Annotated in this window: 28 protein-coding genes and 1 tRNA gene; 13 read left to right on the top strand and 16 right to left on the bottom strand. The window is 34.0% G+C overall.

What is annotated here, in order from left to right; genetic code table 11:
• Nucleotides 1-18 precede the first annotated feature (18 nt).
• The 5 genes from OH814_RS05780 to fucP all read right to left on the bottom strand — a co-directional run bounded on the left by OH814_RS05780 (nt 19) and on the right by fucP (nt 5,547).
• Nucleotides 19-348: an L-rhamnose mutarotase gene (locus OH814_RS05780; RefSeq protein ID WP_115619373.1), complete on the bottom strand. Its 330-nt coding sequence runs from the start codon at nt 346-348 to the stop codon at nt 19-21.
• The gene (locus OH814_RS05775; RefSeq protein WP_308827489.1) at nt 345-1,196 is read right to left on the bottom strand and encodes a fumarylacetoacetate hydrolase family protein; all 852 of its coding nucleotides are present in this window, start codon (nt 1,194-1,196) and stop codon (nt 345-347) included. Before OH814_RS05775 ends, OH814_RS05780 begins: the two co-directional genes overlap by 4 nt.
• Before the next feature lie 175 nt (nt 1,197-1,371).
• Nucleotides 1,372-2,136 (bottom strand): glucose 1-dehydrogenase, encoded by a 765-nt coding sequence (locus tag OH814_RS05770; protein ID WP_308827488.1) that lies wholly within the window; start codon nt 2,134-2,136, stop codon nt 1,372-1,374.
• A 363-nt stretch (nt 2,137-2,499) separates the two neighbouring features.
• Nucleotides 2,500-4,140: an altronate dehydratase family protein gene (locus tag OH814_RS05765; RefSeq protein ID WP_308827487.1), complete on the bottom strand. Its 1,641-nt coding sequence runs from the start codon at nt 4,138-4,140 to the stop codon at nt 2,500-2,502.
• Between the two features lie 126 nt (nt 4,141-4,266).
• Entirely contained in the window at nt 4,267-5,547 is a 1,281-nt protein-coding gene (gene fucP, locus OH814_RS05760; protein WP_308827486.1) for an L-fucose:H+ symporter permease, read from the bottom strand.
• 284 nt (nt 5,548-5,831) lie between these two features.
• Here fucP and OH814_RS05755 point away from each other — a divergent pair, with 284 nt between their 5' ends.
• Nucleotides 5,832-6,320, top strand: coding sequence for a hypothetical protein (locus OH814_RS05755; RefSeq protein WP_308827485.1), 489 nt, complete (start codon nt 5,832-5,834; stop codon nt 6,318-6,320).
• Here OH814_RS05755 and OH814_RS05750 read toward each other — a convergent pair.
• Nucleotides 6,317-7,165: a hypothetical protein gene (locus OH814_RS05750; RefSeq protein WP_308827484.1), complete on the bottom strand. Its 849-nt coding sequence runs from the start codon at nt 7,163-7,165 to the stop codon at nt 6,317-6,319. The genes OH814_RS05755 and OH814_RS05750 overlap by 4 nt on opposite strands.
• Nucleotides 7,166-7,270: 105 nt before the next feature.
• Between OH814_RS05750 and OH814_RS05745 the strand changes: the two genes are divergently transcribed.
• The 5 genes from OH814_RS05745 (at nt 7,271) to OH814_RS05725 (ending at nt 12,228) form a co-directional block, all read left to right on the top strand.
• On the top strand, nt 7,271-8,422 hold the full coding sequence (locus OH814_RS05745) for an ABC transporter ATP-binding protein (RefSeq protein WP_308827483.1): 1,152 nt from the start codon (nt 7,271-7,273) through the stop codon (nt 8,420-8,422).
• A 21-nt stretch (nt 8,423-8,443) separates the two neighbouring features.
• Entirely contained in the window at nt 8,444-10,306 is a 1,863-nt protein-coding gene (locus OH814_RS05740) for a hypothetical protein (RefSeq protein WP_308827482.1), read from the top strand.
• A gap of 182 nt (nt 10,307-10,488) precedes the next feature.
• Nucleotides 10,489-11,094 (top strand): DUF2911 domain-containing protein, encoded by a 606-nt coding sequence (locus OH814_RS05735; RefSeq protein ID WP_076559383.1) that lies wholly within the window; start codon nt 10,489-10,491, stop codon nt 11,092-11,094.
• A gap of 18 nt (nt 11,095-11,112) precedes the next feature.
• On the top strand, nt 11,113-11,655 hold the full coding sequence (locus OH814_RS05730; protein ID WP_308827481.1) for a GNAT family N-acetyltransferase: 543 nt from the start codon (nt 11,113-11,115) through the stop codon (nt 11,653-11,655).
• 204 nt (nt 11,656-11,859) lie between these two features.
• Nucleotides 11,860-12,228 (top strand): cupin domain-containing protein, encoded by a 369-nt coding sequence (locus tag OH814_RS05725; RefSeq protein ID WP_201134638.1) that lies wholly within the window; start codon nt 11,860-11,862, stop codon nt 12,226-12,228.
• Nucleotides 12,229-12,515: 287 nt separating this feature from the next.
• Here OH814_RS05725 and OH814_RS05720 read toward each other — a convergent pair whose 3' ends face one another.
• From OH814_RS05720 to OH814_RS05710, 3 genes are all read right to left on the bottom strand, one after another.
• Entirely contained in the window at nt 12,516-13,259 is a 744-nt protein-coding gene (locus OH814_RS05720; protein WP_308827480.1) for a dienelactone hydrolase family protein, read from the bottom strand.
• 312 nt (nt 13,260-13,571) lie between these two features.
• On the bottom strand, nt 13,572-14,186 hold the full coding sequence (locus OH814_RS05715) for an HAD family phosphatase (protein WP_308827479.1): 615 nt from the start codon (nt 14,184-14,186) through the stop codon (nt 13,572-13,574).
• An 86-nt stretch (nt 14,187-14,272) separates the two neighbouring features.
• A complete protein-coding gene (locus OH814_RS05710; RefSeq protein ID WP_115619361.1) occupies nt 14,273-14,698 on the bottom strand; it encodes a type I restriction enzyme HsdR N-terminal domain-containing protein in 426 nt (141 codons plus the stop codon).
• Nucleotides 14,699-14,705: 7 nt separating this feature from the next.
• Here OH814_RS05710 and holA point away from each other — a divergent pair, with 7 nt between their 5' ends.
• The 4 genes from holA (at nt 14,706) to OH814_RS05690 (ending at nt 18,748) form a co-directional block, all read left to right on the top strand.
• Nucleotides 14,706-15,743 carry a DNA polymerase III subunit delta gene (gene holA / locus OH814_RS05705; protein WP_308827693.1) on the top strand — a complete coding sequence of 346 codons (1,038 nt, stop codon included), beginning with the start codon at nt 14,706-14,708 and terminating at the stop codon, nt 15,741-15,743.
• Between the two features lie 239 nt (nt 15,744-15,982).
• On the top strand, nt 15,983-16,924 hold the full coding sequence (trxB, locus tag OH814_RS05700) for a thioredoxin-disulfide reductase (RefSeq protein WP_308827478.1): 942 nt from the start codon (nt 15,983-15,985) through the stop codon (nt 16,922-16,924).
• Between the two features lie 215 nt (nt 16,925-17,139).
• Nucleotides 17,140-17,224 (top strand) — tRNA-Ser (locus tag OH814_RS05695).
• A gap of 270 nt (nt 17,225-17,494) precedes the next feature.
• Nucleotides 17,495-18,748 (top strand): site-specific integrase, encoded by a 1,254-nt coding sequence (locus OH814_RS05690; RefSeq protein WP_308827477.1) that lies wholly within the window; start codon nt 17,495-17,497, stop codon nt 18,746-18,748.
• A 360-nt stretch (nt 18,749-19,108) separates the two neighbouring features.
• On the opposite strand, the gene OH814_RS05685 is transcribed toward OH814_RS05690, so the two are convergent.
• Complete coding sequence (locus tag OH814_RS05685; protein WP_308827476.1) at nt 19,109-19,378, bottom strand: helix-turn-helix domain-containing protein; 270 nt, start codon at nt 19,376-19,378, stop codon at nt 19,109-19,111.
• 381 nt (nt 19,379-19,759) lie between these two features.
• Between OH814_RS05685 and OH814_RS05680 the strand changes: the two genes are divergently transcribed.
• The 3 genes from OH814_RS05680 (at nt 19,760) to OH814_RS05670 (ending at nt 21,772) form a co-directional block, all read left to right on the top strand.
• Entirely contained in the window at nt 19,760-20,146 is a 387-nt protein-coding gene (locus OH814_RS05680; protein WP_308827475.1) for a single-stranded DNA-binding protein, read from the top strand.
• A 42-nt stretch (nt 20,147-20,188) separates the two neighbouring features.
• The gene (locus tag OH814_RS05675; RefSeq protein WP_308827474.1) at nt 20,189-21,262 is read left to right on the top strand and encodes a DUF932 domain-containing protein; all 1,074 of its coding nucleotides are present in this window, start codon (nt 20,189-20,191) and stop codon (nt 21,260-21,262) included.
• Between the two features lie 66 nt (nt 21,263-21,328).
• Nucleotides 21,329-21,772 carry a JAB domain-containing protein gene (locus OH814_RS05670; protein WP_308827473.1) on the top strand — a complete coding sequence of 148 codons (444 nt, stop codon included), beginning with the start codon at nt 21,329-21,331 and terminating at the stop codon, nt 21,770-21,772.
• A gap of 262 nt (nt 21,773-22,034) precedes the next feature.
• On the opposite strand, the gene OH814_RS05665 is transcribed toward OH814_RS05670, so the two are convergent.
• From OH814_RS05665 to traK, 6 genes are all read right to left on the bottom strand, one after another.
• On the bottom strand, nt 22,035-22,490 hold the full coding sequence (locus OH814_RS05665; RefSeq protein ID WP_374990555.1) for a DUF3872 domain-containing protein: 456 nt from the start codon (nt 22,488-22,490) through the stop codon (nt 22,035-22,037).
• A 14-nt stretch (nt 22,491-22,504) separates the two neighbouring features.
• Nucleotides 22,505-22,996 carry a conjugal transfer protein TraO gene (locus OH814_RS05660; protein ID WP_308827472.1) on the bottom strand — a complete coding sequence of 164 codons (492 nt, stop codon included), beginning with the start codon at nt 22,994-22,996 and terminating at the stop codon, nt 22,505-22,507.
• Between the two features lie 64 nt (nt 22,997-23,060).
• Entirely contained in the window at nt 23,061-23,960 is a 900-nt protein-coding gene (traN, locus tag OH814_RS05655; RefSeq protein ID WP_308827471.1) for a conjugative transposon protein TraN, read from the bottom strand.
• Nucleotides 23,961-23,981: 21 nt separating this feature from the next.
• A complete protein-coding gene (gene traM / locus OH814_RS05650) occupies nt 23,982-25,274 on the bottom strand; it encodes a conjugative transposon protein TraM (protein ID WP_308827470.1) in 1,293 nt (430 codons plus the stop codon).
• Entirely contained in the window at nt 25,271-25,549 is a 279-nt protein-coding gene (locus tag OH814_RS05645; protein ID WP_159478896.1) for a hypothetical protein, read from the bottom strand. Before OH814_RS05645 ends, traM begins: the two co-directional genes overlap by 4 nt.
• Before the next feature lie 10 nt (nt 25,550-25,559).
• Nucleotides 25,560-26,183, bottom strand: coding sequence for a conjugative transposon protein TraK (gene traK / locus OH814_RS05640; RefSeq protein WP_115929551.1), 624 nt, complete (start codon nt 26,181-26,183; stop codon nt 25,560-25,562).
• Nucleotides 26,184-26,190: the final 7 nt, after the last annotated feature.

Here is a 26,190-nt window from a genome sequence, read left to right as displayed (position 1 = left end):
TTTTTTCTGAAATGAAATTTATAATGAAAATATTTTATCCATCAACTGCCATTTTTCTTCTGGTTTAGAATTAGGTAATTGCTGTTGAAATTTCCACATCAATTCTTCCCATTCCTGAACTTTTGCGTTTTTTTCATCCGCTTCATTTTTAGCTTCGAAAGAAAAATTTTCATCAGCCTCAACAATCATAAACAATCTGTTTTGAACACGATAAATTTCCATATTTACAATTCCGGAATTCAAAATACTTTGTTTGATGTCAGTCCAAACATTTTGATGATATTTTTCGTATTCCGCAATTAATTCAGGATCATCAATCAAATCTAAGGCAAGACAGAATTTTTTCATTCTCCGTACGCTTTTACTTTTTGTGTGCTACTTCCCAAACCGTCAATTCCCAATTCTACCACATCACCCGATTTCAGGTACCAAGGCTCAGGTTTTTGTCCCAAACCGACACCGGCAGGCGTTCCTGTACTGATAACATCCCCGGGAAGCAAAGTCATAAACTGACTGATATAGCTTATCATAAATGGCACATCAAAAATTAGATTGGAAGTATTTCCGTCTTGCAGAATTTGTCCATTAACTTTCAACCACAAACGTAAATTATGAACATCTTCAATTTCGTCCGGCGTCGCAATGAAAGGCCCAATTGGCGCAAAAGTATCGCAGCTTTTTCCCTTTACCCATTGTCCGTTTCTTTCCAGCTGAAATGCTCTTTCGCTATAATCATTATGCAAAACATATCCTGCAACGTGTTCAAGCGCATTTTCCTCAGAAACATAGCTTGCTTTTTTTCCAATTACAATGCCCAACTCAACTTCCCAGTCGGTTTTTGTACTGGTTTTAGGAATGATCAAATCATCGTTTGGACCAACGATTGCCGTCGTAGCCTTAAAAAATAAAATAGGTTCCTCCGGAATCGGAGCGTTGGTTTCTGCAGCGTGATCTTTATAATTCAGTCCGACACAGATGATTTTGGAAGGTCTGGCTAAAGGTGCACCCAATCTTTCATCGGGAGAAATTTCGGGTAAATTTTGAGTATTTATTTCAGATTTTAAATTTTCTATAGCATCACCTGAGAAAAAGTTTTCATCATAATCTTTTATCAAATGAGAAACATCGTATCTTTTATCGTCAATAATTACTCCCGGTTTTTCTTGTCCAGGTTTTCCGAATTTTATTAATTTCATATTATTTTACATTTTATTGATTTCTGAGGAGCTTTTTCCCGCTATCCACTATATCTTTTTTGAGATCGTCTCCGCTTTGCTCCGTCAATCCCAAAAAAGGATGCCGTTTCTATCAGGGCTAGGATTGCAGTCAAATATTTAAACTTTGTGAAAATTCACAAAGTTTAAACAGATTTTAATTATTCAAAGTGGTAAAACCACCATCAATAGGATAATCTACACCAGTGATAAATGAAGCTTCATCACTGCAAAGGTAAAGTGCTAAAGAGGCAACTTCCTCAGGTTGAGCCATTCTTCCAATTGGTTGAGTTTTCGACAGCTTTTCAAACATTTCTTCGATTTTATCAGGATAATTATTCTTTAAAAATCCATCCACGAAAGGCGTATGTACACGCGCCGGAGAAATAGAATTACAACGAATATTTTCATTAATATAATCTTTTGCAACACTCATCGTCATTGCTTTTACAGCACCTTTAGCCGTGCTGTACGCAAAACGGTCAGGAATTCCGACCAATGCGGCAATGGAAGCCATATTGATAATCACACCACCTCCTGATTTTCTCATCTGTGGAATGGCAGCAAACAAACAATTGTAGACACCTTTGATATTGACATTATAAATTTTGTCAAAATCTTCTTCTGAAGTTGTATCTGCTTTTCCGATGTGCGCAATTCCGGCATTATTAACTAGAATATTGATCGCTCCAATTTGATCGAAAACGGCTAAAACATCTTTCTGCTTTGAAACATCACAAGCGTAAATCGTAGCATTTCCTCCGGAGGATTTTATTTTTTCCAACGTTTCCTGTCCGTTTTGTTCTGTTATTTCGAGAATGTGAATTTCTGCACCATTGGCTGCAAGCTGAACCGCGATTGCTTGCCCAATTCCGCTTCCGCCGCCCGTTACTACGGCTTTTTTATTTTTTAATGAAAACATTTTTATAATTGTTGTTTAAATTTTATTTTATAACGTCTAATTTTAACGCAAAGATTTTATTTTGATGATGCTGACTTTAAGGAACAAAGAATAATCAATAAAATTGATTTTAAGCTAAAGCAAAATTTTGTCTAGCTTAATTCGAATTGTTAGATACTCTCTGTCTCTTCAATGTTCATTTTAATAATCAAACTTTCTGTTAAATGGTACATATTTAAATTTTATAGGCTTATGTAAATTTAAATTAAATTCAGTCTCTTTTTTCAAGCTTAATCGACGTGGTCGATATTCTTTGCTCCTTAAATTTTCATTGTTAAAATGAAATCTTTGCGTTAAAAATTTAAGTTACACATCATTACATCATTAAAGACTCACCCCTCTTTTCCAAGGAATAAAATCATCCTGATTCAACGCCACGGCTTTAGGAATAATAATTCCGCTGGCAACATCGATACAGAAATCTAAAATATCTTCTCCCATTTCCTGAATGGTTTTTTCACCACGCACAACTGCACCTGTATCGATATCAATAATATCCGACATTTTCGTTGCCAATACTGTATTGGTGGCCACCTTAATAACCGGACAAACTGGATTTCCTGTCGGTGTACCAAGACCTGTCGTGAACAGAATTAAAGTAGCTCCTGAAGCAGCTTTTCCCGTGGTCGCTTCCACATCATTTCCAGGAGTACAAACCAAACTCAATCCAGGTTTTGTTGCAGGTTCAGTATAATCCAAAACATCTACAACAGGGGCAGAACCTCCTTTTTTTGCTGCACCTGCAGATTTTATAGCATCTGTGATTAGTCCGTCCTTGATATTTCCCGGTGATGGATTCATATAAAATCCTGAACCGACTGCATGAGCTAGTTCATCATATTCTGTCATCAGCCTAATGAATTTTTCTGCGGTTGGCTTGTCTACCGCACGATCTATTAATTCCTGTTCGACACCACACAATTCCGGGAACTCAGCAAGCAAAACTTTAGCGCCCAAAACCGAAAGAATATCGGCAAGATGTCCTACAGCCGGATTGGCTGAAATACCACTGAAACCATCACTTCCGCCACATTTTACACCAACACAAAGTTTGCTTATCGGTGCATCTTCACGTTCAATTTTATTAATTTCTAAAAGTCCTTTCAGGGTTTCAAAAATGGCATTTTTGATCATGGTTTCTTCACTTACCGCTTTTTGTTGTTCAAAAACAAGTAAAGGTTTATCAAAATCAGGATTTCTGTTGTATAAATCTTTTTTAAAATTATCGATCTGAAGATGTTGACAACCCAAACTTAGCAAAGTGATTCCGCCAACATTGGGATGATCTGCATAAGACGCCAACAGTTTACTGAGCGTATCCGCATCCTGTCTTGTTCCGCCGCAACCACCGGTATGATTGAGAAATTTAATTCCGTCTACATTTTTAAAAACTCTTTCTTTTGCAGGAATATTTGAAGGTGAAAAATTAATATCATCAATGTTTTCGCCTTTAGAAATGGCTTCAACTAATTGATGCGTGTAGTCTTTGTATTTTGCATCCACCGCATACCCTAAATTGTCATAAAGAGATTCTTTAATAATATCAAGATTACGGTTTTCACAGAATACAGTGGGAATAAACAGCCAGTAATTTGCCGTACCAACATCGCCATTGGAACGGTGGTACCCTTTAAAAGTTTTATGTAAAAATCTTGACACATCAGGTTTTGTCCAGTGATAATCAACATCACGATAGTAATAAGGTTCGGCTGCATGTTTCGTGTTGTCAGTCGTCATTCGGGTTCCCGCTGCGAGATCGTACTGTACTTTACCGACCAAAACGCCATACATAAAGATTTCATCGCCTTGCTTCATGTCATTCATAAAGAATTTATGTTTGGCAGGGATTGCTTCTAAAGTTGTATAAGTAGCTCCTTCGAAAATGATTTCAGTTTCTGCCGGAATATCCTGCAAAGCGACTAAAACATTATCTTTATGATTTATTTTTAAAATTAAATTGCTCATTTTAATCTGTTTTTTTAACGCAAAGTGCGCAAAGATTCTTTTTAATATTGTTCTGCATATTTTTCGTTCGCAAAGGCGCTGCTCAAGGAAGATCACAAATGTTCTTAATAGTAATTTTAATCATAATTATATTGAAGATTTTTTATTTTTAAATCTTAATGAAAACAGAAATACAATGATAAAACAGAGTAAAGGAACAATATATGAGAAATGAATATTTCCCGAAATATCTGTGATTTTACTTGCAATCGGTGGTATAATGGCACCTCCTACAATTGACATAATTAATAAACTGGATGCAGATTTTGTTTCCGCACCGGCTCCTTCTATTCCCAAAGCAAAAATCGTCGGAAACATGATGGACATGAAGAAAGTGAGTACTACCAATGCATACAATGTCGAGATTCCTGATCCGAAAATAACCCAAATCGTAAGAGCAATGCTGATGACACTGTAGATTTTCAATAATTTTTGGGGTGAAATATACTTCATGAAAAAAGTTCCTGCAAAACGACCGATCATAAATAAAAATCCTGCTATACCTGCATAATATTTTGCTTCCTGACCTTTCATATTAATTGCGTCTTCCGCAAAAACCAAAAGAAAACTAAAGATATAAATTTGTGCTCCAATATAGAAAAACTGTGCAAGAACGCCCCATCCTACATTTTTAACCCCTAAAACCTGCAGAAAATTCTTTGTTGATTTTTCCTTGCTCTCCGTTACTTCCGGTAGTTTTACGAATAAAAATAAAAACATAACCAGCAAAATGATCAACCCCAATATGATGTAAGGTCCTTTTACGAGTGAAGTTTCAGCATGAATATAAGCTAGTTTTGCTGCCTGATCGAGTCCGGAAAGTTCTTGCTGTGATTTTGGTTCTTCGCTTAGAATAAAAATTCCACCAACGATAGGAGCAATAGAAGCTGCTAAACCATTAAAAGACTGTGCAAAGTTTAATCTTTGGGTTGCTTTTTCGGGTGCACCTAAAACGGTAATGTACGGGTTTGCGGCGGTTTCCAGAACTGCAAGACCACATGACAATACAAAAAGAGCTCCCAGAAAAAACGGATAGCTGACTGTGTTGGCAGCCGGAACAAACATAAAACATCCAGCCGCGAAAAAGAATAAACCTACCAGAATTCCGGTTTTGTAACCATATTTCTGAATAATCATTCCCGCAGGAATTGCCAGTAAAAAGTACGCTGCAAAAACAGATGAATCGACTAATGAAGCTTGGAAATGATTGAGTTGGAAAGCACTTCGCAAGTGTTTAATCAAGATCGGATCAAGATTATGAATAAAACCCCAAAAGAAAAACAAACTCGTGATAAGAATAAGCGGAAAACCGTAATTTCTTTTTTTTGATAATGAAGAAAATGTATCTTCAGGATTATTGGTGTTCATTGATCTGGTCTTGTTTTAATTTTTTGCAGTTTATAAATGTGTGAGCAATCGGTTGCACAAGTGATTATAAACTTTTGATTTTTCGAAATTGAAATGGTAATCTTTTTCGACTTTTTAAAAGTATAATAATTTTTCGAATAAAAAATGAATAGGGCAGGATAGTACAAGATAGTTTGAGATGATGCAGATTTATTATTGATCTGTCAATTGTTTATGTTTTAAACTAAATTATTACTATTTAATACCAGAAAAAATGTATCTTCAAGATTCATAAAAACACAAATATGGAATATCTGGCTATCGCAGAAAAATACACCGATTTTAAAATAACAAAAGACGGAAAGCAAATCGCAACGTTGAATTATAAAAACTGGTTTAAATTCAATGCTGAAATTGAAATTTCAAATTCTAAATATCTGGTTGAACCAATAGGTTTTTGGGGAACAACTGTTGAAGTTCTTGATGGGAAAAAAGTTCTTCTCAAATTTACGATCAATTGGGGCAGCAATATTATTATAGAAACATATTTTGATGATGAGAAAAGTTACATTTTCAAACATCGAGTTTTTTTCAACGAATCATTTGTGCTTACCGACCAAAAAGGAAGTGAACTTTTGATGATGAAGCCTAATTTTAAATGGAATAATTTGAATTACGGATATAAAATTACAACCACTTCTATATTTGAAAGCTTAAACAATAAAAATATTTTGCTGTTGAATTCTCTACATTGCGCCAATTATTATATGTCGATTATGGCCGGAATGGGTTAATTAATCTTATAATAAGGCTCGTCAAAATACGTATTTGGTTTTATGTAAACCATCTTTCTGTCTTTGTCAAAAATCCAGTTGAATCTGCGCATCACATCGGCTGCAAAATAATTTGCGTGCTGTGTTTTGAGGTCTCCTGTGAAAAATCCTGCGCTAATATTCTTTAATATAATATTTCCGACTTTTAGAAAGGGTAAAACTCCTTGCTTCGTTGTGATAATTTGTCCGGCAGAATTTTTCATTGATTTTTCGCCTGTAATTTTCAGCTTTTCATTCAAATTATTGGCTTCTGCAAACTCGTTACTGTACAGCAACCCGCCTGAATACCCTGACTGAAGAAGAAAATAAGCCTCCTGTTGTTTATTTTCAACCACGTTATCTGCAATAATGTAGAACTGCCCGTTTTTCACGTACAGATTCATCGGTTGATAATCCTTTAAATCGGGCTCTTCCTCATAAGTAACAAACTCTTTATTATCGTAATCGATTTTAAAATATTTGTCTTTGAAAATTCCGGTTCCTATTTTTCCGTCGGCTTCGTGACCGGTAAATTCATTGTCGAAAAACCTTATATCTTCATACTTTTTGTTACCAATTTTTATTGTATTTCCATAACTTATTTCATCCTTAAATTTAATATGATCTGCTTTTCTGATTCTTTCGGGAGAAATTGAAGCATCTTCCATCGCAATCTGAAACATCAGGTGAAGCGAATCTTTATCATTAACCAAAGTTTTTACAATGATATTGTTGTGTTTAGTTAATCTGAATGGAATTTTTTCCTGAGCTTTGAAAGGATTCAAACTCAATAAAACAATGGCTAAACAGCTAAACTTCTTAAACATTTTTTGATTCTTAAAAATATCCCCAAATATAGAATAATTTTTTCTCGGCATTTAGATATAACTTGTCTTAAAAATAATTATCTTCGGTTAAATTAAATAAACCAAATGACGAAACATCAGCAAAGAGTCGCCGAAGTCTACCATTTTTTTGATAATAAAGATACCGTTTTGGGGTTCAGAAAACTGTTAGATTGCGCGATCGACACTCAGGATATGTCGATTTATAAAGAAGCGATTAATTTGACAGACTGGAAAGAAACTCACAATCACGCTATCGATGAATTGATTGAAAAATCGAAAAATCTTCTCGCCAAAATTGAAAAAGTTCAGGTAAAAGAGCATGTTTCCGAACACTCTGTTTTGAAAGCAAAAGATATTGTAAAATCTTACGGCAGCAACCGTTTTTCGCTCGGTCCGGTTTCTGTGGAAATCAATAAAGGACAGGTTTATGGTTTGGTAGGAGAAAATGGAAATGGTAAAACGACCTTGCTGAGAATTTTGGCGAATGAAATTTCATTTAATGATGGAAGTTTAAACTATTCTTTCAATGAAAAATCAAAAAATGATTACGATCTTAGAACAAAGTTAGTTTATATTCCGCAACGAACTGAAAAATGGTACGGAAGTCTAAAAGATAATCTGAAATTTGTGCTTTCAAATCATGGTGTTTCTGCTGAAGAAAACGAAACCAGAACGTTGATGATGATTGCTCGTCTCGGGTTGTGGAATTACAAACATCTGAAATGGAGCGAACTTTCATCAGGTTACAAAATGCGATTTGAATTAGCGAGAATACTTCTAAGAAAACCCGAAATTCTTTTATTGGATGAGCCTTTAGCGAACCTTGATGTTTTGGCGCAGCAGGTAATTCTGGAAGATCTAAAATCGATTGCCAATTCGGTAAATCATCCGATTGCTTTGATTTTAAGTTCTCAACAATTATACGAAGTTGAAAAGATTTCAGATAAAGTAATTTTTCTGAAAAATGGAAAATATAAAGACAATTCTGATGCGAATGGCGAAGAAGAAAGCCAATTAATCATAGAAATTGATACTAATGAAAGTCGCGATAAACTGCTCGAAGTTTTTAAAGATTTCAAACTGGAAAAACTGAACTTCAATGGTGGTGTCTACGTCGCTTATTTCTCCACTGAAACTCAGTTTTATGAAGTGATTTCAGCTTTAGGAAATGCAAAAGCAGAAATTATTTACATCAGAAATATCTCGTCTTCTACGAGAAGGTTTTTCGTTAATTAATCTTTTTTAATTCAAATTAAAATGCAAAAACTCAATAAATTCAACCAATATTTGCTCGAAAGATATCCTACAATCTGGAATACTAAAATTGTATGGATGCTTTTGGCAGCTTTCGTTTTTCATATCGTCTTTTTTATCATCGGTTATCTGTCGCATATTGATCCTGTTTCGCTGCAAAAGTATTCTGTAAAAGATGATTATTTCAGAAACGGTGTTATTTTCGTTCATCTTATTATTTCTATTTTACTGATTGTAGGATGGCTTTTGATGATGCTTAAAAATAATGCGTTTAAGAATTTTTATCCTACTTCCAAAGGAAAACTGTTTGGTCAGTTTGTGCAGTATTTTATCATCATTTTCTCGTGTACCACATTTTATTTCTCGTATATGAATGGGTTTAGGATGTTTATCAATAATAAATATCCTGATCAGGAAATGGCAAAAAACGTTGATATCATCAACCGAACTGCACCTTTTCTTTCTCAAAATATAGAGTCTTATACTTTAGAGAACAGATTGTTTCCAAAGCCTTTCTTCGATTTGTACTGTGAAAATAATATTGAGAAAATAGACCGAAACAAAAAGTTTTTTGTTTACTACAACAGAGTTTATCAGTATTATTCATTGTATTCAAAGAAATCTCATCAAAAAGATAAGCGAGGGAATTTTATTCCTCCAAATCCTGAATATTCTAAAAAAATACAGCCCGCTTATTCTGACGAACAAGAGAAATTTGAAACTTTTTATTACAAAAAAGACGTTGTAGATCTTTCATCATCTATTAAAACAACTCAGCCAAGTTTCTACAATTTTTCCGAAGTTTTTTATGACTATGATTTTAAAGATTTTGATAATGGAGTAGGAGCTACAGAAGTTGTTTACTATGATAAAGATTCGCCTGATTATATTCTTAAAAATAAAAAAGCGAATATTAATCAAAAAACGGCAACACTTTTAAATTCAAAAAATTCTGCAGAATTAGAAAAACTTTTTGATGATTTTCTTTCTATTTCTAAAACGTACAGCGTTAGGAATAATTTGAATGCTAAAAAATGGGTTTCTATGATCTACTCAAAAGATAACCCAAATTTTGAAGTCCGTTATTTCATCAAAGATTATGATGGAAAAACAAGATATGATGAAGATGAGTATTATGAAGAAACAGTGGATGTAGATTCTGCTGTGGCAACCACTGATAATGCTAAGGACAGTATAAAAATCAGAGAATTTAATCCTGAAATCAATCAACAGATTGCTCCGGATAAATATGTAAAAAACAATATGACAGAGTATTATTATCTGTCTGAAAACATGAAAGATCTGCTTAAAAATGTAGATTCTGTGAAGAAAGATGATTTCTTTTCAGATAACGTACATATTTACATCTGGATTGCATTTTTCCTTTCTACTTTTATTTTCGGATTCAGAATTACCGGGCTTCGTTCATTGCTTTTCAGTGTGATTAGTGCAGGCGTTTTAACCTTGTCTATTACGTTGATTACTGTGTTTTACGGACTTACTTTCAGAGGCCGGGAAGAGTTTTTTGTTGCCTATTTTGTTTTGTTTATCGGTCTCGTCATTCTATTGATTCCGTTATTGAAAATGAATTTGACCAGCAAAATGGTATCATCTGTTTTGATTAATATTTCTCTGAACGGTTTTGTACTGTTGGTGCTTTTAATTTTTGCAATTATCAGTATTCATCAGAAAGCAGCATGTCAATTACCGGTTACCCATATAGATTACGATTATACTTATCAAAACTGTCCGAACATTTTTGAAGATTTAGGCTTTATGATAAGTTATATCATTCTGATAATAGGTTTTGTTTTCATGTATTTTTATACTGCTATTCTGCAGAAATGGAAAGCAATGCCGGAATAAATTTTTCTCATATATTTTAAAACCTCATATTTTTATGAGGTTTTTGTTTCATTAAATTTAAGAATTGTTGCTACTTCTATTATTAATTGCGATCTTGCTCATCAATTTAATTTAACAAAATTTAGCAATCCCAAAAAGTGATTTTTGAACTCGATTTTGTAATTTTAGACAAAATTTTAAAAGTGAAAAAATTATTATTTGCAGTTTGTATATCTGCTTCGGCTTTAAGCTTCGCACAAGATTATTCGGTACCTGCAGCTAGTCCGCGTCAGAAAGTAGAACAGCAGTTTTCAATGTCAAAAATCTCTGTAGATTACGGCAGACCTGGAGTGAAAGGAAGAAAAATATTCGGAGAATTGGTTCCTTACGGACAAGTTTGGAGAGCAGGCGCAAACTCTTCTACAAAAATCACATTCGGACAGTCTGTTAATTTTGGTGGAAAAACTGTTCCAGCAGGAACTTATGGTTTGTTTATCGTACCAACAGAAAAAGATTGGAAAGTTATTTTAAATAAAGATTTTCAACAGTGGGGAGCTTATACTTATGACCCAAAACAGGACGTTGTGGACGTAACGGTTCCCGTTAATAAATTAGCTGATAAACAAGAGTGGTTTGAAATTACTTTAAACCCAACAGATGAAAATTCAGGAAATCTTGTTATTAAATGGGATATGGCTCAAGCTGAAGTAGCTTTAAAACCTGCAAAACCTGAAGCAGTAACCAAAATTGCTGAAAAATTAAAAGAAATTAAAAAAATAGAATCTGACGCTGCAAAAGCAAAAAGCTAAGATTCAAATTTATAAAAAATGAATTTTTCTATTCAACCTGTTTTAGAAAACGAAAAATATCAATTAATCCCCTTACAAAAAGGGGATTTTGAGTTATTGTACGAAGTGGCTTCAGATCCTAAAGTCTGGGAACAACATCCGAATAAAGACCGCTACAAAAGAGAGGTTTTTGAAAACTTTTTTAAAGGAGCAATGGAAAGTCAGGGCGCTTTTAAAATCGTTGAAAAGTCTACCGGAAATTTTTTAGGAAGTACCCGTTTTTATGATTTTGACGAATCTGAAAATCGTATTTTCATTGGCTATACTTTTTATGGAGCAAATTCGTGGGGAAAAGGCATTAATCCGCAAGTTAAAAAGCTGATGCTGGATTATATTTTCCAATTTGTAGACAAAGTTCACTTCCACATTGGAAAAGAAAATTTCCGTTCTCAAATTGCATTAGAAAGATTAGGCGGAAAGAAGATTGCGGAAGAAGAAGTAGCTTATTTCGGAGAGCCGACAAGAACGAATTTTGTGTACGAAATCACAAAAGAAAATCATTTTAAAGTTGATAAAACTTAAATGAATTTTCTCGCAGATTATGCTGATTTTGCAGATTTTAATTCCTAAAATTAATCAGCTAAATCCGGTGAAGATTAAATTATAACTTGCACGTAACTATAAAAATTTTGTTAGCTTTTATAAGTGAAACGGCTTTGTGTAACTTAGAAGAAGGCAGAATTAAATAAATCTTTGCGAATTTTGCGTTAAAATAATAATAGTATAATGAAAAAATATAAAATTCAGAAATCTCCATTTGTAGTTCCTACAACCGATGGGAAATTAATTGAAGAACATTGGGGAAATTCAACCCAAAATCCAAACATATCAATTGCGCATATGGTTGCTCCGCCAGATTGGAGTGAGCCTCATCAAACTCCCGAATTTGATGAATTCACCATCATTATTTCCGGTAAAAAACAATTTGAAATTGATGGAGAAAATGTCATTTTGGAAAAAGGACAAAGTATTTTGATTGAAAAAGGAGCAAGAATCCGTTACAGCAATCCGTTTTCAGAACCTTGCGAATATATTGCGATTTGTCTTCCGGCATTTTCGATGGATTTGGTGAATAGAGAAGAAGAAAAGAAATAATTAAATATGGCGTTACAAATTTGCCCAAAGTGTAAAGAAAATTCCTTCACTTGGTTTATCAACGGAAAAACTCATTTGACGAGTTGGAGTTGTTTTAATTGCGACTACGAAGCAAAAGAAAACGAGAATGATGAATGTGTCTGTGAAAATTGTGAAGAGAAAACAAAAACAAAATTAAAAGATAAAGAATCAGAATACTGGTGGTGTTCAAATTGTAATACAATCAGTGATTTATAAACAGAAACAACCTCGATTACTGAGGTTGTTTTTAATTTATTGTTGCTTAATTACTTCAAAATTTCTTTCAAAAATAGTAGCGTATGATTCCATGCTCTTTTTGCCATTACAGGATTATAGTCTGCAGATTTTGGGTCAGTGAAAGTATGTTTTGAATTGGCGTATGTAATAATTTGCCAATCTGCTTTACCTTCATTCATTTCTTTAACCAGATTATTGTAATCTTCCGGCGTTACACTTTTATCTTCTGCAGGATTTTCTACTAAAATTTTAGTTGAAATAGTTTCATTCGGTCTCGATTGGTCTTTTCCGATGCTTCCGTGAATGGAAACAACACCAACAACAGGCAGTTTTCCTCTCGCAGATTCTAAAGCTCCGGTTCCGCCAAAGCAATAACCGATTACTGCAATTTTATCTGAAACCGCTCCGTTTTTCTTCAATTGTTCCAAAGCCAGGGAAATTCTTTTTTGATAAGCTGCATAGTCTTTTTTATAAAATCCGGCAGTTTTTGCCGCTGAAGTATTATCAGTTGGAATGTTTCCTTCGCCGTAAATATCGGCAATAAATGCGATATAACCCTGCTTTTCTAAATCTGCCGCTGCAGTTTTTGCTTCGTCATCAATTCCTTTCCAGGCTGGAAGAATTAAAACCCCCGGAAGTTTTTTTCCGGCATTGGATGTTACCAAACCATTCAGTTTTTGTGAACCGTCCTGATAAGACACTGTTTTTAAATTCTGACTGAAAATAGTTCCTGAACTCATAAGAAATGCGGATAATAATATTGAACGTATCATATTTTGTAATTTATTTTTGAAGCTTTTTCCTGCTTTTCGTTGCAATCTTTTTTTTCAAAAAAAGGATTTTCACTACAATCAGGGCTAGGTATTGGTCAGATTTACAATTTTTTTACAACATAGTTGACAGATCTTTGTGCTCCTGAAAGGATTTTTACAATGCAATAAAAATGATTGCTATAAAAACTCTTTAATCGTTTGAATTCTTTCAGAATAACAAAATAATTGGTTTATTTGTTGAAACCAATAATCCTCATCTAAATTAATAAAATTACTTATTATCAAGATTAACAAAATGTTATAAAGCTGTAGTTATTCAAATTTTACGCCTAATTTATTTAGTTCAGCCTCCAAATCAGTTTCCAGTAAAATATGAATGGTTTTAAAACCTAAAGTTTTCGCCATTTCAATATTTTTAAAATTATCATCAATGAAAACCGATTCACCAGCTTCCAATTGATATCTTTCCAATAAAACATGCCAGATTTTAGGGTCTGGTTTTATTAATTTTTCTGTTCCGGAAACCACAATTTTTCCCTCAAATAACTGAAAAAAATCATAGTTTTCTAAAGCGTAAGGAAAAGTTTCTTCAGACCAGTTTGTTAATCCGTATAGTTGGTAGGAAGTATTTGCGAGCTTTCTCAGAACTTCCACATTATGAGAAATGTCGCTTTTTAGCATGACCGGCCAGTTATCATAATAGGCTCTTAGTTCTCTTTCCCAATCCGGAAATTTTTTAATCTGAATTTCGGTGCCTTCTGCCAAAGTTCTTCCTCTGTCTTGCTCGATATTCCATTCGTCCTGGGCAATGTTTTCAAGAAAATATTCCATTTTCTCATCATCATTAAAGTAGGTTTTGAAAAAATACCTCGGATTCCAATCCATCAAAACACCTCCAAAATCGAATATTATATTTTTGATTTCCATACTTTTTTTAAGGTTAAGGTTAAGGTTAAGGTTAAGGTTAAGGTTAAGGTTGGCGCAAGGTCTAGACGTCAATCTTAATCTCAATATTATTTATAAAACTGGTATTGTTCGTTTTCGTAATACGCATTTATATGCTGCAGACCATTCGTCAAAATGATTTCAGAAGCACCGATTACAGAATTGTATCGTGCAGTCTGTTCGAATGTTTTTTCGGTTAATTTGATTTGTGGTGCTTTACATTCAATCAGAATTTTTGGCTGAGCTTTTTCTGTGATTAAAAGATCAATACGCTTTGTTAAACCATTCAAAACAATCTTTTTTTCGGTAATTAAAGCAGATGCAGAATAGGATTTTACGGTGAGATAATAATGAACCCAATGCTGCCGAACCCACTCTTCGGGAGTGAGCAAAAGGTAAGTTTTACGGACCAAGTCATAAATAAAAAACTTATCTTTGTCTTTCTTGAATTTAAAATCAAAAGTTTCCTGAAAGTTCAGTTTTGGAAGTTCCATTTATATGATGAAAGAATTAGATTTAATCCTCAAAAATATTAAAAATAAAGAAGTTTTACCGATTTATTTTTTCCACGGAGAAGAACCTTACTTTATTGATGTTGCTGTAAAAGCTCTTGAACACGACTTTCTTGAGGAAGACGAAAAAGCTTTTAACCAAACAGTCACGTACGGGAAAGATACCACATATCAGGAAATTCTTTCTTTGGCGCGACAGTTTCCGATGATGGGTGATAAGCAGGTGATTATCGTAAAAGAAGCACAGGATCTTAAATTTAATGAAGAAGAAAGTAAAGCATTAGATGCGTATGCAGAAAATCCGGTGCCGTCAACGGTTTTGGTTTTTGCCCATAAACATAAGAAGTTAGACAGCCGAAAAAAAGTTACCAAAACTTTAACAAAGATAAACGCTCTTTTCCTGAGTGAATCTTTAAAAGATCACACGCTTCCAAAATGGATTGCTGATGAATGTCTAAGACTAAAGATAAAAACAGCCCCGAATATTTCTCACCTTTTGGCAGAATATCTTGGCAACGACCTTTCCAGAATTTCAAATGAGCTGGGAAAACTTAAAATAATCTTAAAAGATGATCAGGTTTTAGACGGTACCATCGTTGAAAACCATATCGGAATAAGCAAAGAATTCAATGTCTTTGAACTTCAAAAAGCGTTAGGAGCGAAAAATGCAAACTCTGCATTCAAAATTGCTTATTTCATGGGCAAAAATCCTAAGAATAATCCTTTTGTAATGCTACTTTCGAGTCTTTATAATTACTTTTCGAATGTAATTATTTACAATACGATGATTGGGCAGCCACAACAGGTAATTGCTTCGCAAATGGGCGTTAATCCTTATTTTATTAAAGATTACGCAGAAGCTGCGAGGTTGTATCCTTTGAAACATTCAACCCGTGTTATCTCTATTTTGAGGGAATTTGACATGAAAGGAAAAGGATTAGGCGCAGTAAATATGGATGATGCGGAACTGATTAAAGAATTGGTTTACAAAATCATTAATGTCGACAAGATTAAAATGAAGGTGTAAAAGTGATTGACTAATTTGCTTTGCGCATTAATTTTATTTTGGCGACAATTTCCGCCCTCCGTTCCCGCTTTTTTGTTGAACAAAAAGAGCTCCACTCAGGTCGGGTCGCAAAGCGGTATGAAAATTAAAATTTTGTCATTGAGATTTGACATATTAAATATTGACAAGTATCATTAATTTTACTTTAATTAAACATTAAAAATTACGAAATTAGCATCCTTGAAATTGATAAATAAATTATGGAAGAAAATATTTTAGATTGTGTAATCGTTGGATCGGGACCTTCTGGTTTTACAGCGGCAATTTATGCAGCAAGAGCAGATTTAAAACCTGAATTATACACAGGTCTGGAGCCAGGCGGACAATTAACGACAACAACAGAAGTCGATAATTTCCCGGGATACCCTGCAGGAATCACCGGCCCTGAAATGATGATGGATCTACAAAAGCAAGCTGAAAGATTCGATACCAAAGTGCATTACGAAATGATTACCAAAGCTGAATTTTCTAAAGAAGTGGGTGGTATTCACAAATTATATGCAGGAAATAAAGAAATTTTGGCTAAATCTGTGATTATTTCTACAGGAGCTACTGCAAAGTATCTGGGTCTTGATGATGAGAAAAAATATAATGGAGGAGGGGTTTCTGCATGTGCAACGTGTGACGGGTTTTTCTACAGAGGAAAAGACGTTGTGGTTGTAGGAGCAGGAGATACTGCAGCTGAAGAAGCTACCTATCTTTCAAAGTTGGTGAATAAAGTAACCATGTTGGTAAGAAAAGACGAGTTCAGAGCGTCAAAAGCAATGATTCACAGAGTAGAAAATACGCCGAATATTGAAGTGAAGTTCCACCATGAATTAATTGGTATTGAGGGTGAAAACAATCTTGTGGAAAGAGCGGTTGTTATTAATAACCAGACTCAGGAGAAATCTACAGTAGATGTTCACGGAATATTTATCGCGATCGGACACAAACCGAATACTGATATTTTCGTTGGTCAAATAGATCTAGATGAAAACGGATATATTGTTACTGAAAACGGTTCGTCAAGAACAAATCTTCCCGGAGTTTTTGCGGCCGGAGATGTTCAGGATCATATTTACAGACAAGCGATTACAGCAGCAGGAAGCGGTTGTATGGCAGCAATGGATGCAGAAAAATATCTTGCAGAATTACATTAATACAATCTTTTTATATATAAAGCATCTCGGAAGAGGTGCTTTTTTTATTATAATAATGTTAGATTTTGTTTTTGAACTACGATTGATAAAAATAATTTCATTGATTTCTAGTTGGTTATTAATTTTTGTTAAAATTTAATTTCAAAATATTTTGTAGTAATTTAAAAACGTTTTATATTTGCACCACTGAAAACAACGATACAATCGGAGTTTTTGGAGAGATGGCAGAGTGGTCGATTGCGATAGTCTTGAAAACTATTGACTGTAACAGGTCCGGGGGTTCGAATCCCTCTCTCTCCGCAGAGTATGAAAAGTAAATTTTTCAAAAACACTCAAAAATGTATTAAAAAGCTGTAATTTAATTAATTACAGCTTTTTTTATGTTTTTATATGCGCATAATTTTTAAAATTGCTTAAAATTATTCTGGCAGAATCGTGGCAGTTTTAGGACGGCCAAAAAACTGCCACAGAATTGGTCTTAAATAGTTATAGATGAACTGGTTAAGTTGATTAACTACTTGACTTGATGGTAATTTAATTCGAATTTTAATAATCCAAAATTTTCGAATTATGTTAGAAAAAAGTTTAGGCGTTTCTTTTTTTTTAAAGACGCCTTGGAAAAAAGGCGATAGCTTCCGATTTGTGTATCTAAGAGTTACAGTTGATGGAATACCAAAAGAAATCTCGACAAAAAGAAAGTGGGATAACCATCGATGGAATCAGAATGTTGAGAGAGCAATAGGTAATAAGGAAGATGCAAGATCTTTAAATCAATATTTAGATTCTATAATTTTAAGGATCAGTAATTTTAGAACAGAATTGATAACTAATGGAAAGTCCATTACTACAAAGGCTATTATTGATTTTATTCAGGGAAATACAATAGCTAAGACAACTGTACTGCAAGAATTTCAAAAACATAATGACGAAATGTTAGCTTTAGTTGAAGTTGGTGACTATGCTAAAGGAACACATGATCGTTATGTAACGGCAAGATCTCATGTGAAAGATTATATTTTTGATTATTATAAATGTGAAGATATTGAATTCCGAGAATTAAACTATAGTTTTATCATCAATTATGAATTTTACCTTAAAACAAAAAGAAAGTGTTCTAATAATACAACACTGAAATATATTGCAAATTTTAAAAAAATAGTTTTGCGTGCTATAGCCAAGGAAATTATAACGAAAGATCCTTTCAAGTTGTTTAAATCTCAAAAAACAAAACTTGATAAAAAACCTTTAACTAGTAAAGAGTTAAGCACAATTGAGAATAAAGTTTTTTCAACAGACAGATTAAATACTATTAGAGATATTTTCGTATTTCAATGCTATACCGGTCTTGCATATATAGATGTAAAACAACTTAGGAAAACTGATATTAAAGATGGAATTGATGGATCGATGTGGATTATTTCTAAACGTCAAAAAACTAAATCTCGAACAGATATCCCGTTACTTGAAAAAGCAGTTTCACTGATTAATATGTACAGTAGACATCCTTTGTGTGTAGAAACAAATCTGGTCCTTCCTGTTAAATCAAATCAAAAAATGAACGAATACCTAAAAGAAATTGCATCGATTTGCGAAATTGAGGGAGATTTAAATACCCATAGAGCACGCAGAACATTTGGTAGCACAGTGACCTTGAAAAATGGTGTTCCAATTCATGTTGTAAAGGAAATGATGGGACATCATTCAGTTACGCAAACTGAAGATTATGCGATTACAACCCAAGAAATGATTAACAGAGAAATGCAAATTTTAAAAGAAAAATTTAAGGCTGAAAAAAATGTAAAGGATTATAAAGATAATGAGTAGGAGATAATGCCTAAACGAAAGAGAGCTTAATAGTTAAAGCTCTCTTTTTATTTGCTGAATTAGTCAACATCGAACTTAGTCAAGATTGCATCCGTATATAACTTCTGATTTTTGGATGATAGGAAGGATAATAAATGATATAACCAATTGCCTGTAATTCTTTAAAATATTTATGATATGTGGGTAGAGTTAAGATGTGTGATTTCTTCATAAGTATACTTCTGCTGACTCTAATGGTTTTTGTCTCGTTTTGATCTATACCTAATTGCATAATTGCCATAAGAAGAACAAGATGCCATACATTTAGTCTTTTGTCCTCCGAAATTCTTTTCAAAAATGTTTTCCAATACTTATCCATTATCATTCTGTTTTAAATAATAGTTCTAAATCTTTTTTGTTGTAGTAATAAGAGCCCAGTATTTTTTTATACCTGATTTTTCCTCCAATACGAAGATTTTGCAAGGTTGCAGGTGATATTGCAAGTAGTTTCCGAATTGCCTTACTTCTAAGCCAATCCCATTCATTTTCATTTTTATCTACGGTCTTACTGTTTTCTGCAAATATTTTATGTAATTCATCAAACAATTCTTTTTTAAATCCTATTAAATCATCTTTTGTTAAATATTCCATGTTATTGATATTATTTAATAAAATTATTTCTAACAGTTCGTAAGTACAGAATATTTCACTTTCAAGGGGTACTTTGGCTGCTCCTGTCTGATTGTTTAGTTGAAACGTTTACATTTTTCATAATCAACCGGTAAAAAGGCAGCTAAGGTATTGTTGACAGCCATTTCCTGTTGCCAGCAAAAGACTACGGCATAAACGGTTTCCTCCCTAAAGGTACCCTCCAATTATTCCGTTTCCTTTTGCTCTTGTTCATTGCCAACACTTCATATCTGCTTTCTTTTTTCCGGTTTTCTTTTGAAAAATATTCAGCGAAGCCCTGAGAGGCTTTAGAGATTGGAAGAGAGAAGAAACGACTTCAATGTATAATCAAAAAAAACAGTTATGAACATTATCGGAAGACTGACAAAGGATGCGGAAGTGCGCAACGTGTCAAATGAGAAACAGGTAGTCAATTTTTCAATTGCAACCAATGACAGCTATCGCAACAAAAAAGGTGAAAGAATTGAACAAACCACTTTTTTCGACTGTAGCTATTGGATCTCTATTAAAGTTGCTGAACTTCTAACTAAAGGAACTTTAGTTGAATTAATAGGACGAGTTTATACTCGGGCTTGGATAGGAAAAGATGGCGAAGCTCATGCAGGACTGAACTTTCACACTTCTGAGATTAAACTGCACAGCAGTGCTAAAAAATGGAAAAGTGAAAAAAAAGATCAGGACGGAGAATCAAAATGCAGTAAAAAGGATAAAGAAGACCTTCCATTCTAACATTATTACTTAATACTTTTTTAACATTAAAATATTATTATCATGGCACATAATTTAAATTTCAACAACAGAACAGGAAAATATTCATTTTTCAGCGTAAAGGAAAAAGCATGGCATAACTTGGGGCAGATTGTTGAAGAACATCCAACAAGTGAGGAGGCAATAAAATTTGCTGGTCTAGATTATGACGTAGAAAAATCTCCACTTTTTACCAAAGGTTCAGGAATTATTGATAATGCAAACGGAATAGAAATATCAAATACAGAGTTAGAAGTTCTCAACTACTATGCAAATATCCGAACGGATAATAATACAGTTTTGGGAGTGGTGGGTAAAGACTATCAAATTGTACAAAATCGCGAAGCTTTCACATTTTTTGATGCTATCGTAGGCGGTGGAGATGGTATTTTATACGAGACTGCCGGAGCATTGGGAAACGGTGAACGCATATTTATAACGGCAAAACTACCTCATTATATAAGAGTGGGAAATGGAGACGATATTACAGAAAAATATATTTTTCTTACTACTTCACATGATGGAAGTGGAAGTATAACAGCCGCATTTACTCCTGTACGAATTGTTTGCCAAAACACCTTAAATGCTTCTCTTAAAAATATGAGTAATGTAGTACGGATAAGACATACTGCAGGAGCAAAGCAAAGATTAGAAGATGCTCACAAAGTCATGGGATTAGCTAACAAATTAAGTAATGAACTGGAAAATACATTTAATCATTGGTCAAAAATTACGGTTGGTGACGAGCAGATCAAAAAATTAATTCAGTTGGCATTATGTCCCAATAAAGAAACCTTAAATCATTTACAACAAGGAAATTTTGATGAAATATCAACAGTTTTTAAAAATACAGTTGATGATGCATTTGCATATGCAATGATCAGCGAAAGCCAGCAAATGGATACTACAAAAGGGACTTTATTCGGGGCTTATAATGCGGTAACAGGGTACTTTCAAAATGTCCGAACTTATAAAAGTGATGAAGCTAAATTGCAATCCATTGTTTTAGGTGGAACAGCACAATCTAAATCTCAGAAAGCTTTTGAACTCTGTGAAACTTTTGCTCGTTTGGGTTCTGATTCACTAATAATGAATTAGCTGTGAACTATCTAATCTATTCTAAGCACGGGAAATCAAAGTCTCAGCCGTGTATGAGCAAAAATTATGAATTATAATATTGTCAATGAAATAAAGTTAACATATACCAGGAAAGGAAATTGCGAAAAAACGATTCTAACCTCACGTGACGCAGTGCAGGTATTTCGCCAATATTTTGATTCTGATGAAATAGATTATAGAGAATCTTTTTTCGCTTTATATTTAAATCAAAGTAGTAAGGTTTTAGGAATAAGAAAGATTTCTGAATCCGGAATTTCTTCAACTATAGTGGATATTCGGATAATTATGCAAACAGCCCTTCTCTGTAATGCTTCATCTATAATTGTAGCACACAATCATCCATCTGGGAATTTAAAACCTTCTAATGAAGATTTAAAAATTACAAAGAATATTAAAAATGCATCCGAATTCTTAAATATTAAATTACTAGATCATTGCATTTTAACATCGACAGATTATCTGTCATTTGCCGATAACGGATATTTATAAAATTTCTAACTAATAAAATAAACGACAATATTGAATTGTCGTTTATTTAAAATTTTCGGCGAAAAGACAATTCCTTCCTGTAGTCGGAAACGTCTTTTCGCAAGCCATTAATAGTAACCTTTTTGAAAAAATTTAAGTGAGAAAATTTTTTCAAAAAGGTTACTATTATTTTGCGAGGCTATTTGTTATAGCCTGTAATTGGCGGAAAAATAAAAGGCTATTTCTGATGAAATAGCCTAATACATTATACATTGAATTCTATCTATACAGTTCCTGCATTTTGAGGACTAAACTGTATGGTCAGCTTTTCATTACCCATATTGTCTGAAATCCAAATATCAAAACTTTGAGATACTGTTGATTCAGAAGTATAATATAACCTAAATTCCTTTTCAGCCAGGAGATATGAATCATTAGGTAAGAAAGGAGGTTCATTGAATAAACGTAATGTACCCTTCCCATCTGACTGAAAATATCTGAAGAAATACTCAGTTTCACTGTAGTTTCCAAAAGGAATAATGCGACATCTGATCTCCACAGTTTCTCCGTTAGCAATGTATTTTGAAACAGGCATTATCTGCACTTCAAAAGGAAAATTTTTCTGTACCTGTAATTCATCTTCTGAACAAGAGGAAAAACAAAGTTCGACTGCAAATAAGGTTGCCATAAGATACAGAGCAGCAATAAAATGTTTTTTAATATTGATTAAATTTTTCATAGTAGTTTTTTATTTTATAAGTTAATTTTGAATCCAAGACCAACGCTAGGTCTTATTTTTTCAAGTGAAGTATTCCATACTATTTTTGCTTTATAAAAGCCCGTTAAAACAATGCGATCTGACAGATAGGTTTCAATACTCAGTCTTGCACTTCCCCCATACACCAATGATGATTCATTCAAGAGTAAGGCTCCGTCATACAGTAGTGTTTCGCCTTTATTAATATTCTCATATCCTCCGGTGGCAGAAATTGTGGAATTGATTAAAAAGCTTTTTGTCCGGTCAGCAATCAAATTAAAACTATAACCGACTTCAAGACTGTAGTTTTCAACAGGGACGTCAGCCGTTTTATAGGAAATAATCTGTCTGCTGTATTCAAAGGAATAAATCGAATGGTTCCCTTTTTTTGAATAGATAATAAAATCGGTATTGAAGAAATAATTTCCGGATGACTTTTTCAACAGTAATCCTGTATTGATTCCGATACTTTTTTGCTTCGGTAACATTCTTTGTGCTTTGACTGCGTAAAAACATAAAAACACTGTTATTAACGATAATAAACTCTTCATGTTAGTTTAGTTTTAATTGAATATCATTGACCACTTTGGCACTGATCAAATCTGAATTTTCTATCTGAATCTTCTGATGTCGTCCGCCATCTTTTTCCATCAATTCAATCTCTAATATCTGATCTTCTAAAAGCGTAAACTGGTCCATGAGATAAAGAAATTCACCGTCGGATTGGTAGTTGACTGTAGAGTCACGAGAATAAGTCCGGATAGGAGATAATACCTTATCCTGAACGACAGTTCTTTTTAGATTCTTTTTGTCGGTAATTTTGAAAGTGGCAAAATCAACGTCAAAAGAAACATTGCTTTTGTTTTTAATTTGAAAAATAAAATAAAACTTTCCTTCGTGTACATACAGAGATTTTAACAGAAACTGAATTCCAAAGCTTTTTGAACCAATGTGCCTTACTGTTCTTTTGGGAAGTTGGTACAAGGTTTTTATCAATAGTTCAGTCAATGATGAAGATTCTCCCTTAAGTTCTTCAAACAGGACATCTGTAGAGTATTCTTTTTCCTGATTTCGCTGTAATTTCAGAAGGTCATAATTCAGAGTGTCTGGATAAGAACTGTAAAAAACATCAAAATTGTAAAATTTACCATCCTCAGTAATGACCGAAAAGTTTGTTTCTTCCTCGAAATCTCTTACTGAGGATTTTATTCTGAGAACATTCGCTACATCTTCCGCTTTATTGGCAATCAAATTTTCGCTTCCCAGATCCACGTATCGTATGGGAGATGGAAATAATAAATGTGTTGTTTTATTGTAGGTAACTTCCATCTTGTAAGGTTCCAGTTTGGCCTGAGAAAGCGATGCGAAACCTGAATTTTCCTGAGCTGCTAATCTGCAGATACCGAAGAGTATCAACAGAACCGAGAAAAATATATTAAGTCGTATTTTCATTAATTTTAATTTAAAGGTTAATTATTTTTTTGAAACTAAAAGCACCTGATGCCCTGCCTTAACAGTAACTTTAGGCTGTCTTACTTTCTTTTGAAAGTATCCTGAAACTCCCTGAACCAAACCTCTGGTGAGATCGGCAGCAACCTGTTGTCCTGCCGATTGGGTCATCATAATATTGGTGCCGGAATTCTGGCTCATGTTGGATGCTATATCCTTAATAGCGGTCAGTTCTGACGAGTAGGGAATGTAAAGCCCCAACTGCCCATCATTATCATGAATATTAATCTCGACAGGGGTTATAGTGCCTTTGTATTCAATGCTTGAAATTGCGAGTAACAGTCTTCCTCCCTGAAACTTTCCTGCTGCTTTTAACACAGTACCTGAAGGAATGGTTGTCTTTCCAAGGAGCAAACATTGTGTTAGTCGTAAGGGCACCATACTTTCATTTACCAATGTCATGGTTTCATGTATTACTGCATGGATACTGTTGTTATTTTGGGATACAGTATTTTCCTGTTCATTCTGTAACCCCGCAAATCGATTATGACTGATGGATGCTGAAAACGTACTGTCTGAAGGTTCTCGATACAAACTGGATACGACGTTGCGTTTTTGAAGCTGTACTGCCGTTATTTTAACTTTGTTTTCTTCAGGCTTTGCCTCAGAGGTTTTCTTTGGTTCAGATTCTTCTTGCTGTTTTGGCGCAGGTAGATATTTTGCAGCCATCTGATAAGACTTTTCCATCAATTCTAACTGATCATTAATTCCTACAGTACTTGGAACTGCATCCTTATGTGAAATTTCATTCTTAAGCCTGTTAATTTCCCTTTTTAATTGGGTAACCTCATGGTCGTCTTTGCTGTAAAATGAGCTTAATGTTTGTTGTGCATTACGGTAGCTGTTTAAAGCATTCTGATCTGCGTTCGTATTGTTATAAGATTCTGGAGATAGAGCGGTCAGCTGATTCGAGCCGTTTGATTCACTCCAATAATTTGAGAGGCTTGTCATAGCATTTCTTTTTTCTTCATTTTTCTGCTCCAACAATTCTAGCTCATACGCCTTCTGCTTATCTGCTTGTAATTTGTCATCCGTGGCTTGTGGCACTTCAGCATTTAAACCTACCTCTTGATTAGTTGTTTTATCATCTTTTGGTTTAAAAACCAGATACAAGGATCCCATACAAACAATGAACATTAAAAAGTAGATGATCGGCTTTTTAAATTTTTCCCACCCTGGCTTACGATCCAAAGGTTCATTTTCGTCTGAGGAAGGTATACTTCCTTCAGTGATTCTGATTTGACTTGTCTCTTTCATGGGGATGTTTTATGGGGTGAATAATTAGCTGGGTTTTCAAGCGGCTGATGTTGCATCTTTATCTCCTTTGGAATGTTATTGATATGTCCAACTGAAAGAATGGTTCGACTTTTTGAATCTTTTGACCATAGATGAATAACCGTTAAAATCGTCATTATCGCATACCCTGCAAAAAATATCTTGGTCAAAGAGCGTTGTCGTTTGGTAGATAAGGATTTCCATTTCCGTTCTGCTTTTTTAACGAATTCCTCTATTTTTAATCTTATTTTTTTCATATAACTGTTTTTATCGGTTAACAGTTTCAACATCTTTGTTCTCAATGACATTGAATTTTTCAATCGTAAACCCCTGAGGGTTGCTGTCTGACCTGACGGAATTGACCAGTTGACAATTCGTTACAAGATTTCGGATCGTTAAATTACTTGCGCGGATAATGAATTGCTTCCCATAAGTCTTTACAGCATAGGGATAGTTGTTAAAATCTGCTACTACACTGTCAATTTCAACGCGCTGTTGAATATTTCCGCTGATGATCCTGTTGTAATACCCTTTCTCAGAGAGATCCTTATAGTAATTGAATGCAGATTGGTCGGCCATATTAAAAGCTCTTTTTACATTGCTCTCAATAGCACTTTTATCAGGAGCTACTGTAAAAAAGAGTTCGTGAAAACGTCTTACATGTTCTCTGGCTTCTACAGGTCTGTTGATAGACATATCCTGGGATAGGGCAACCATCAGTGATTTACCATTGTCAAGGACATATATCTTTTGTCTTTGTTCTTCTGCAAAACTGTACGATTTGTACACAACAATGCCGACAACTCCAAAACAAAGGATGGCAAAAACAAAGGTGAACAATCTGATTTGCTTAAAACTGTTCTCTATATTTCTTAAGGTTTTAAATTCCATTTTTTTG

Origin of the sequence: Chryseobacterium sp. CFS15, from assembly GCF_031118795.1 — a bacterium.
In the GTDB taxonomy this organism is placed as follows: Bacteria; Bacteroidota; Bacteroidia; order Flavobacteriales; family Weeksellaceae; genus Chryseobacterium; species Chryseobacterium indoltheticum.
Note: the sequence above shows the minus strand (reverse complement) of the source record. Positions and strands in the feature narration are given on the sequence as shown.

Excerpts from the sequence above, each read along its gene's own strand:
- OH814_RS05780 (WP_115619373.1), bottom strand. The coding sequence starts at position 348 with ATGAAAAAATTCTGTCTTGCCTTAGATTTGATTGATGATCCTGAATTA.
- OH814_RS05775 (WP_308827489.1), bottom strand. The coding sequence starts at position 1,196 with ATGAAATTAATAAAATTCGGAAAACCTGGACAAGAAAAACCGGGAGTA.
- OH814_RS05770 (WP_308827488.1), bottom strand. The coding sequence starts at position 2,136 with ATGTTTTCATTAAAAAATAAAAAAGCCGTAGTAACGGGCGGCGGAAGC.
- OH814_RS05765 (WP_308827487.1), bottom strand. The coding sequence starts at position 4,140 with ATGAGCAATTTAATTTTAAAAATAAATCATAAAGATAATGTTTTAGTC.
- fucP (WP_308827486.1), bottom strand. The coding sequence starts at position 5,547 with ATGAACACCAATAATCCTGAAGATACATTTTCTTCATTATCAAAAAAA.
- OH814_RS05755 (WP_308827485.1), top strand. The coding sequence starts at position 5,832 with ATGGAATATCTGGCTATCGCAGAAAAATACACCGATTTTAAAATAACA.
- OH814_RS05750 (WP_308827484.1), bottom strand. The coding sequence starts at position 7,165 with ATGTTTAAGAAGTTTAGCTGTTTAGCCATTGTTTTATTGAGTTTGAAT.
- OH814_RS05745 (WP_308827483.1), top strand. The coding sequence starts at position 7,271 with ATGACGAAACATCAGCAAAGAGTCGCCGAAGTCTACCATTTTTTTGAT.
- OH814_RS05740 (WP_308827482.1), top strand. The coding sequence starts at position 8,444 with ATGCAAAAACTCAATAAATTCAACCAATATTTGCTCGAAAGATATCCT.
- OH814_RS05730 (WP_308827481.1), top strand. The coding sequence starts at position 11,113 with ATGAATTTTTCTATTCAACCTGTTTTAGAAAACGAAAAATATCAATTA.
- OH814_RS05725 (WP_201134638.1), top strand. The coding sequence starts at position 11,860 with ATGAAAAAATATAAAATTCAGAAATCTCCATTTGTAGTTCCTACAACC.
- OH814_RS05720 (WP_308827480.1), bottom strand. The coding sequence starts at position 13,259 with ATGATACGTTCAATATTATTATCCGCATTTCTTATGAGTTCAGGAACT.
- OH814_RS05715 (WP_308827479.1), bottom strand. The coding sequence starts at position 14,186 with ATGGAAATCAAAAATATAATATTCGATTTTGGAGGTGTTTTGATGGAT.
- OH814_RS05710 (WP_115619361.1), bottom strand. The coding sequence starts at position 14,698 with ATGGAACTTCCAAAACTGAACTTTCAGGAAACTTTTGATTTTAAATTC.
- holA (WP_308827693.1), top strand. The coding sequence starts at position 14,706 with ATGAAAGAATTAGATTTAATCCTCAAAAATATTAAAAATAAAGAAGTT.
- trxB (WP_308827478.1), top strand. The coding sequence starts at position 15,983 with ATGGAAGAAAATATTTTAGATTGTGTAATCGTTGGATCGGGACCTTCT.
- OH814_RS05690 (WP_308827477.1), top strand. The coding sequence starts at position 17,495 with ATGTTAGAAAAAAGTTTAGGCGTTTCTTTTTTTTTAAAGACGCCTTGG.
- OH814_RS05685 (WP_308827476.1), bottom strand. The coding sequence starts at position 19,378 with ATGGAATATTTAACAAAAGATGATTTAATAGGATTTAAAAAAGAATTG.
- OH814_RS05680 (WP_308827475.1), top strand. The coding sequence starts at position 19,760 with ATGAACATTATCGGAAGACTGACAAAGGATGCGGAAGTGCGCAACGTG.
- OH814_RS05675 (WP_308827474.1), top strand. The coding sequence starts at position 20,189 with ATGGCACATAATTTAAATTTCAACAACAGAACAGGAAAATATTCATTT.
- OH814_RS05670 (WP_308827473.1), top strand. The coding sequence starts at position 21,329 with ATGAATTATAATATTGTCAATGAAATAAAGTTAACATATACCAGGAAA.
- OH814_RS05665 (WP_374990555.1), bottom strand. The coding sequence starts at position 22,490 with ATGAAAAATTTAATCAATATTAAAAAACATTTTATTGCTGCTCTGTAT.
- OH814_RS05660 (WP_308827472.1), bottom strand. The coding sequence starts at position 22,996 with ATGTTACCGAAGCAAAAAAGTATCGGAATCAATACAGGATTACTGTTG.
- traN (WP_308827471.1), bottom strand. The coding sequence starts at position 23,960 with ATGAAAATACGACTTAATATATTTTTCTCGGTTCTGTTGATACTCTTC.
- traM (WP_308827470.1), bottom strand. The coding sequence starts at position 25,274 with ATGAAAGAGACAAGTCAAATCAGAATCACTGAAGGAAGTATACCTTCC.
- OH814_RS05645 (WP_159478896.1), bottom strand. The coding sequence starts at position 25,549 with ATGAAAAAAATAAGATTAAAAATAGAGGAATTCGTTAAAAAAGCAGAA.
- traK (WP_115929551.1), bottom strand. The coding sequence starts at position 26,183 with ATGGAATTTAAAACCTTAAGAAATATAGAGAACAGTTTTAAGCAAATC.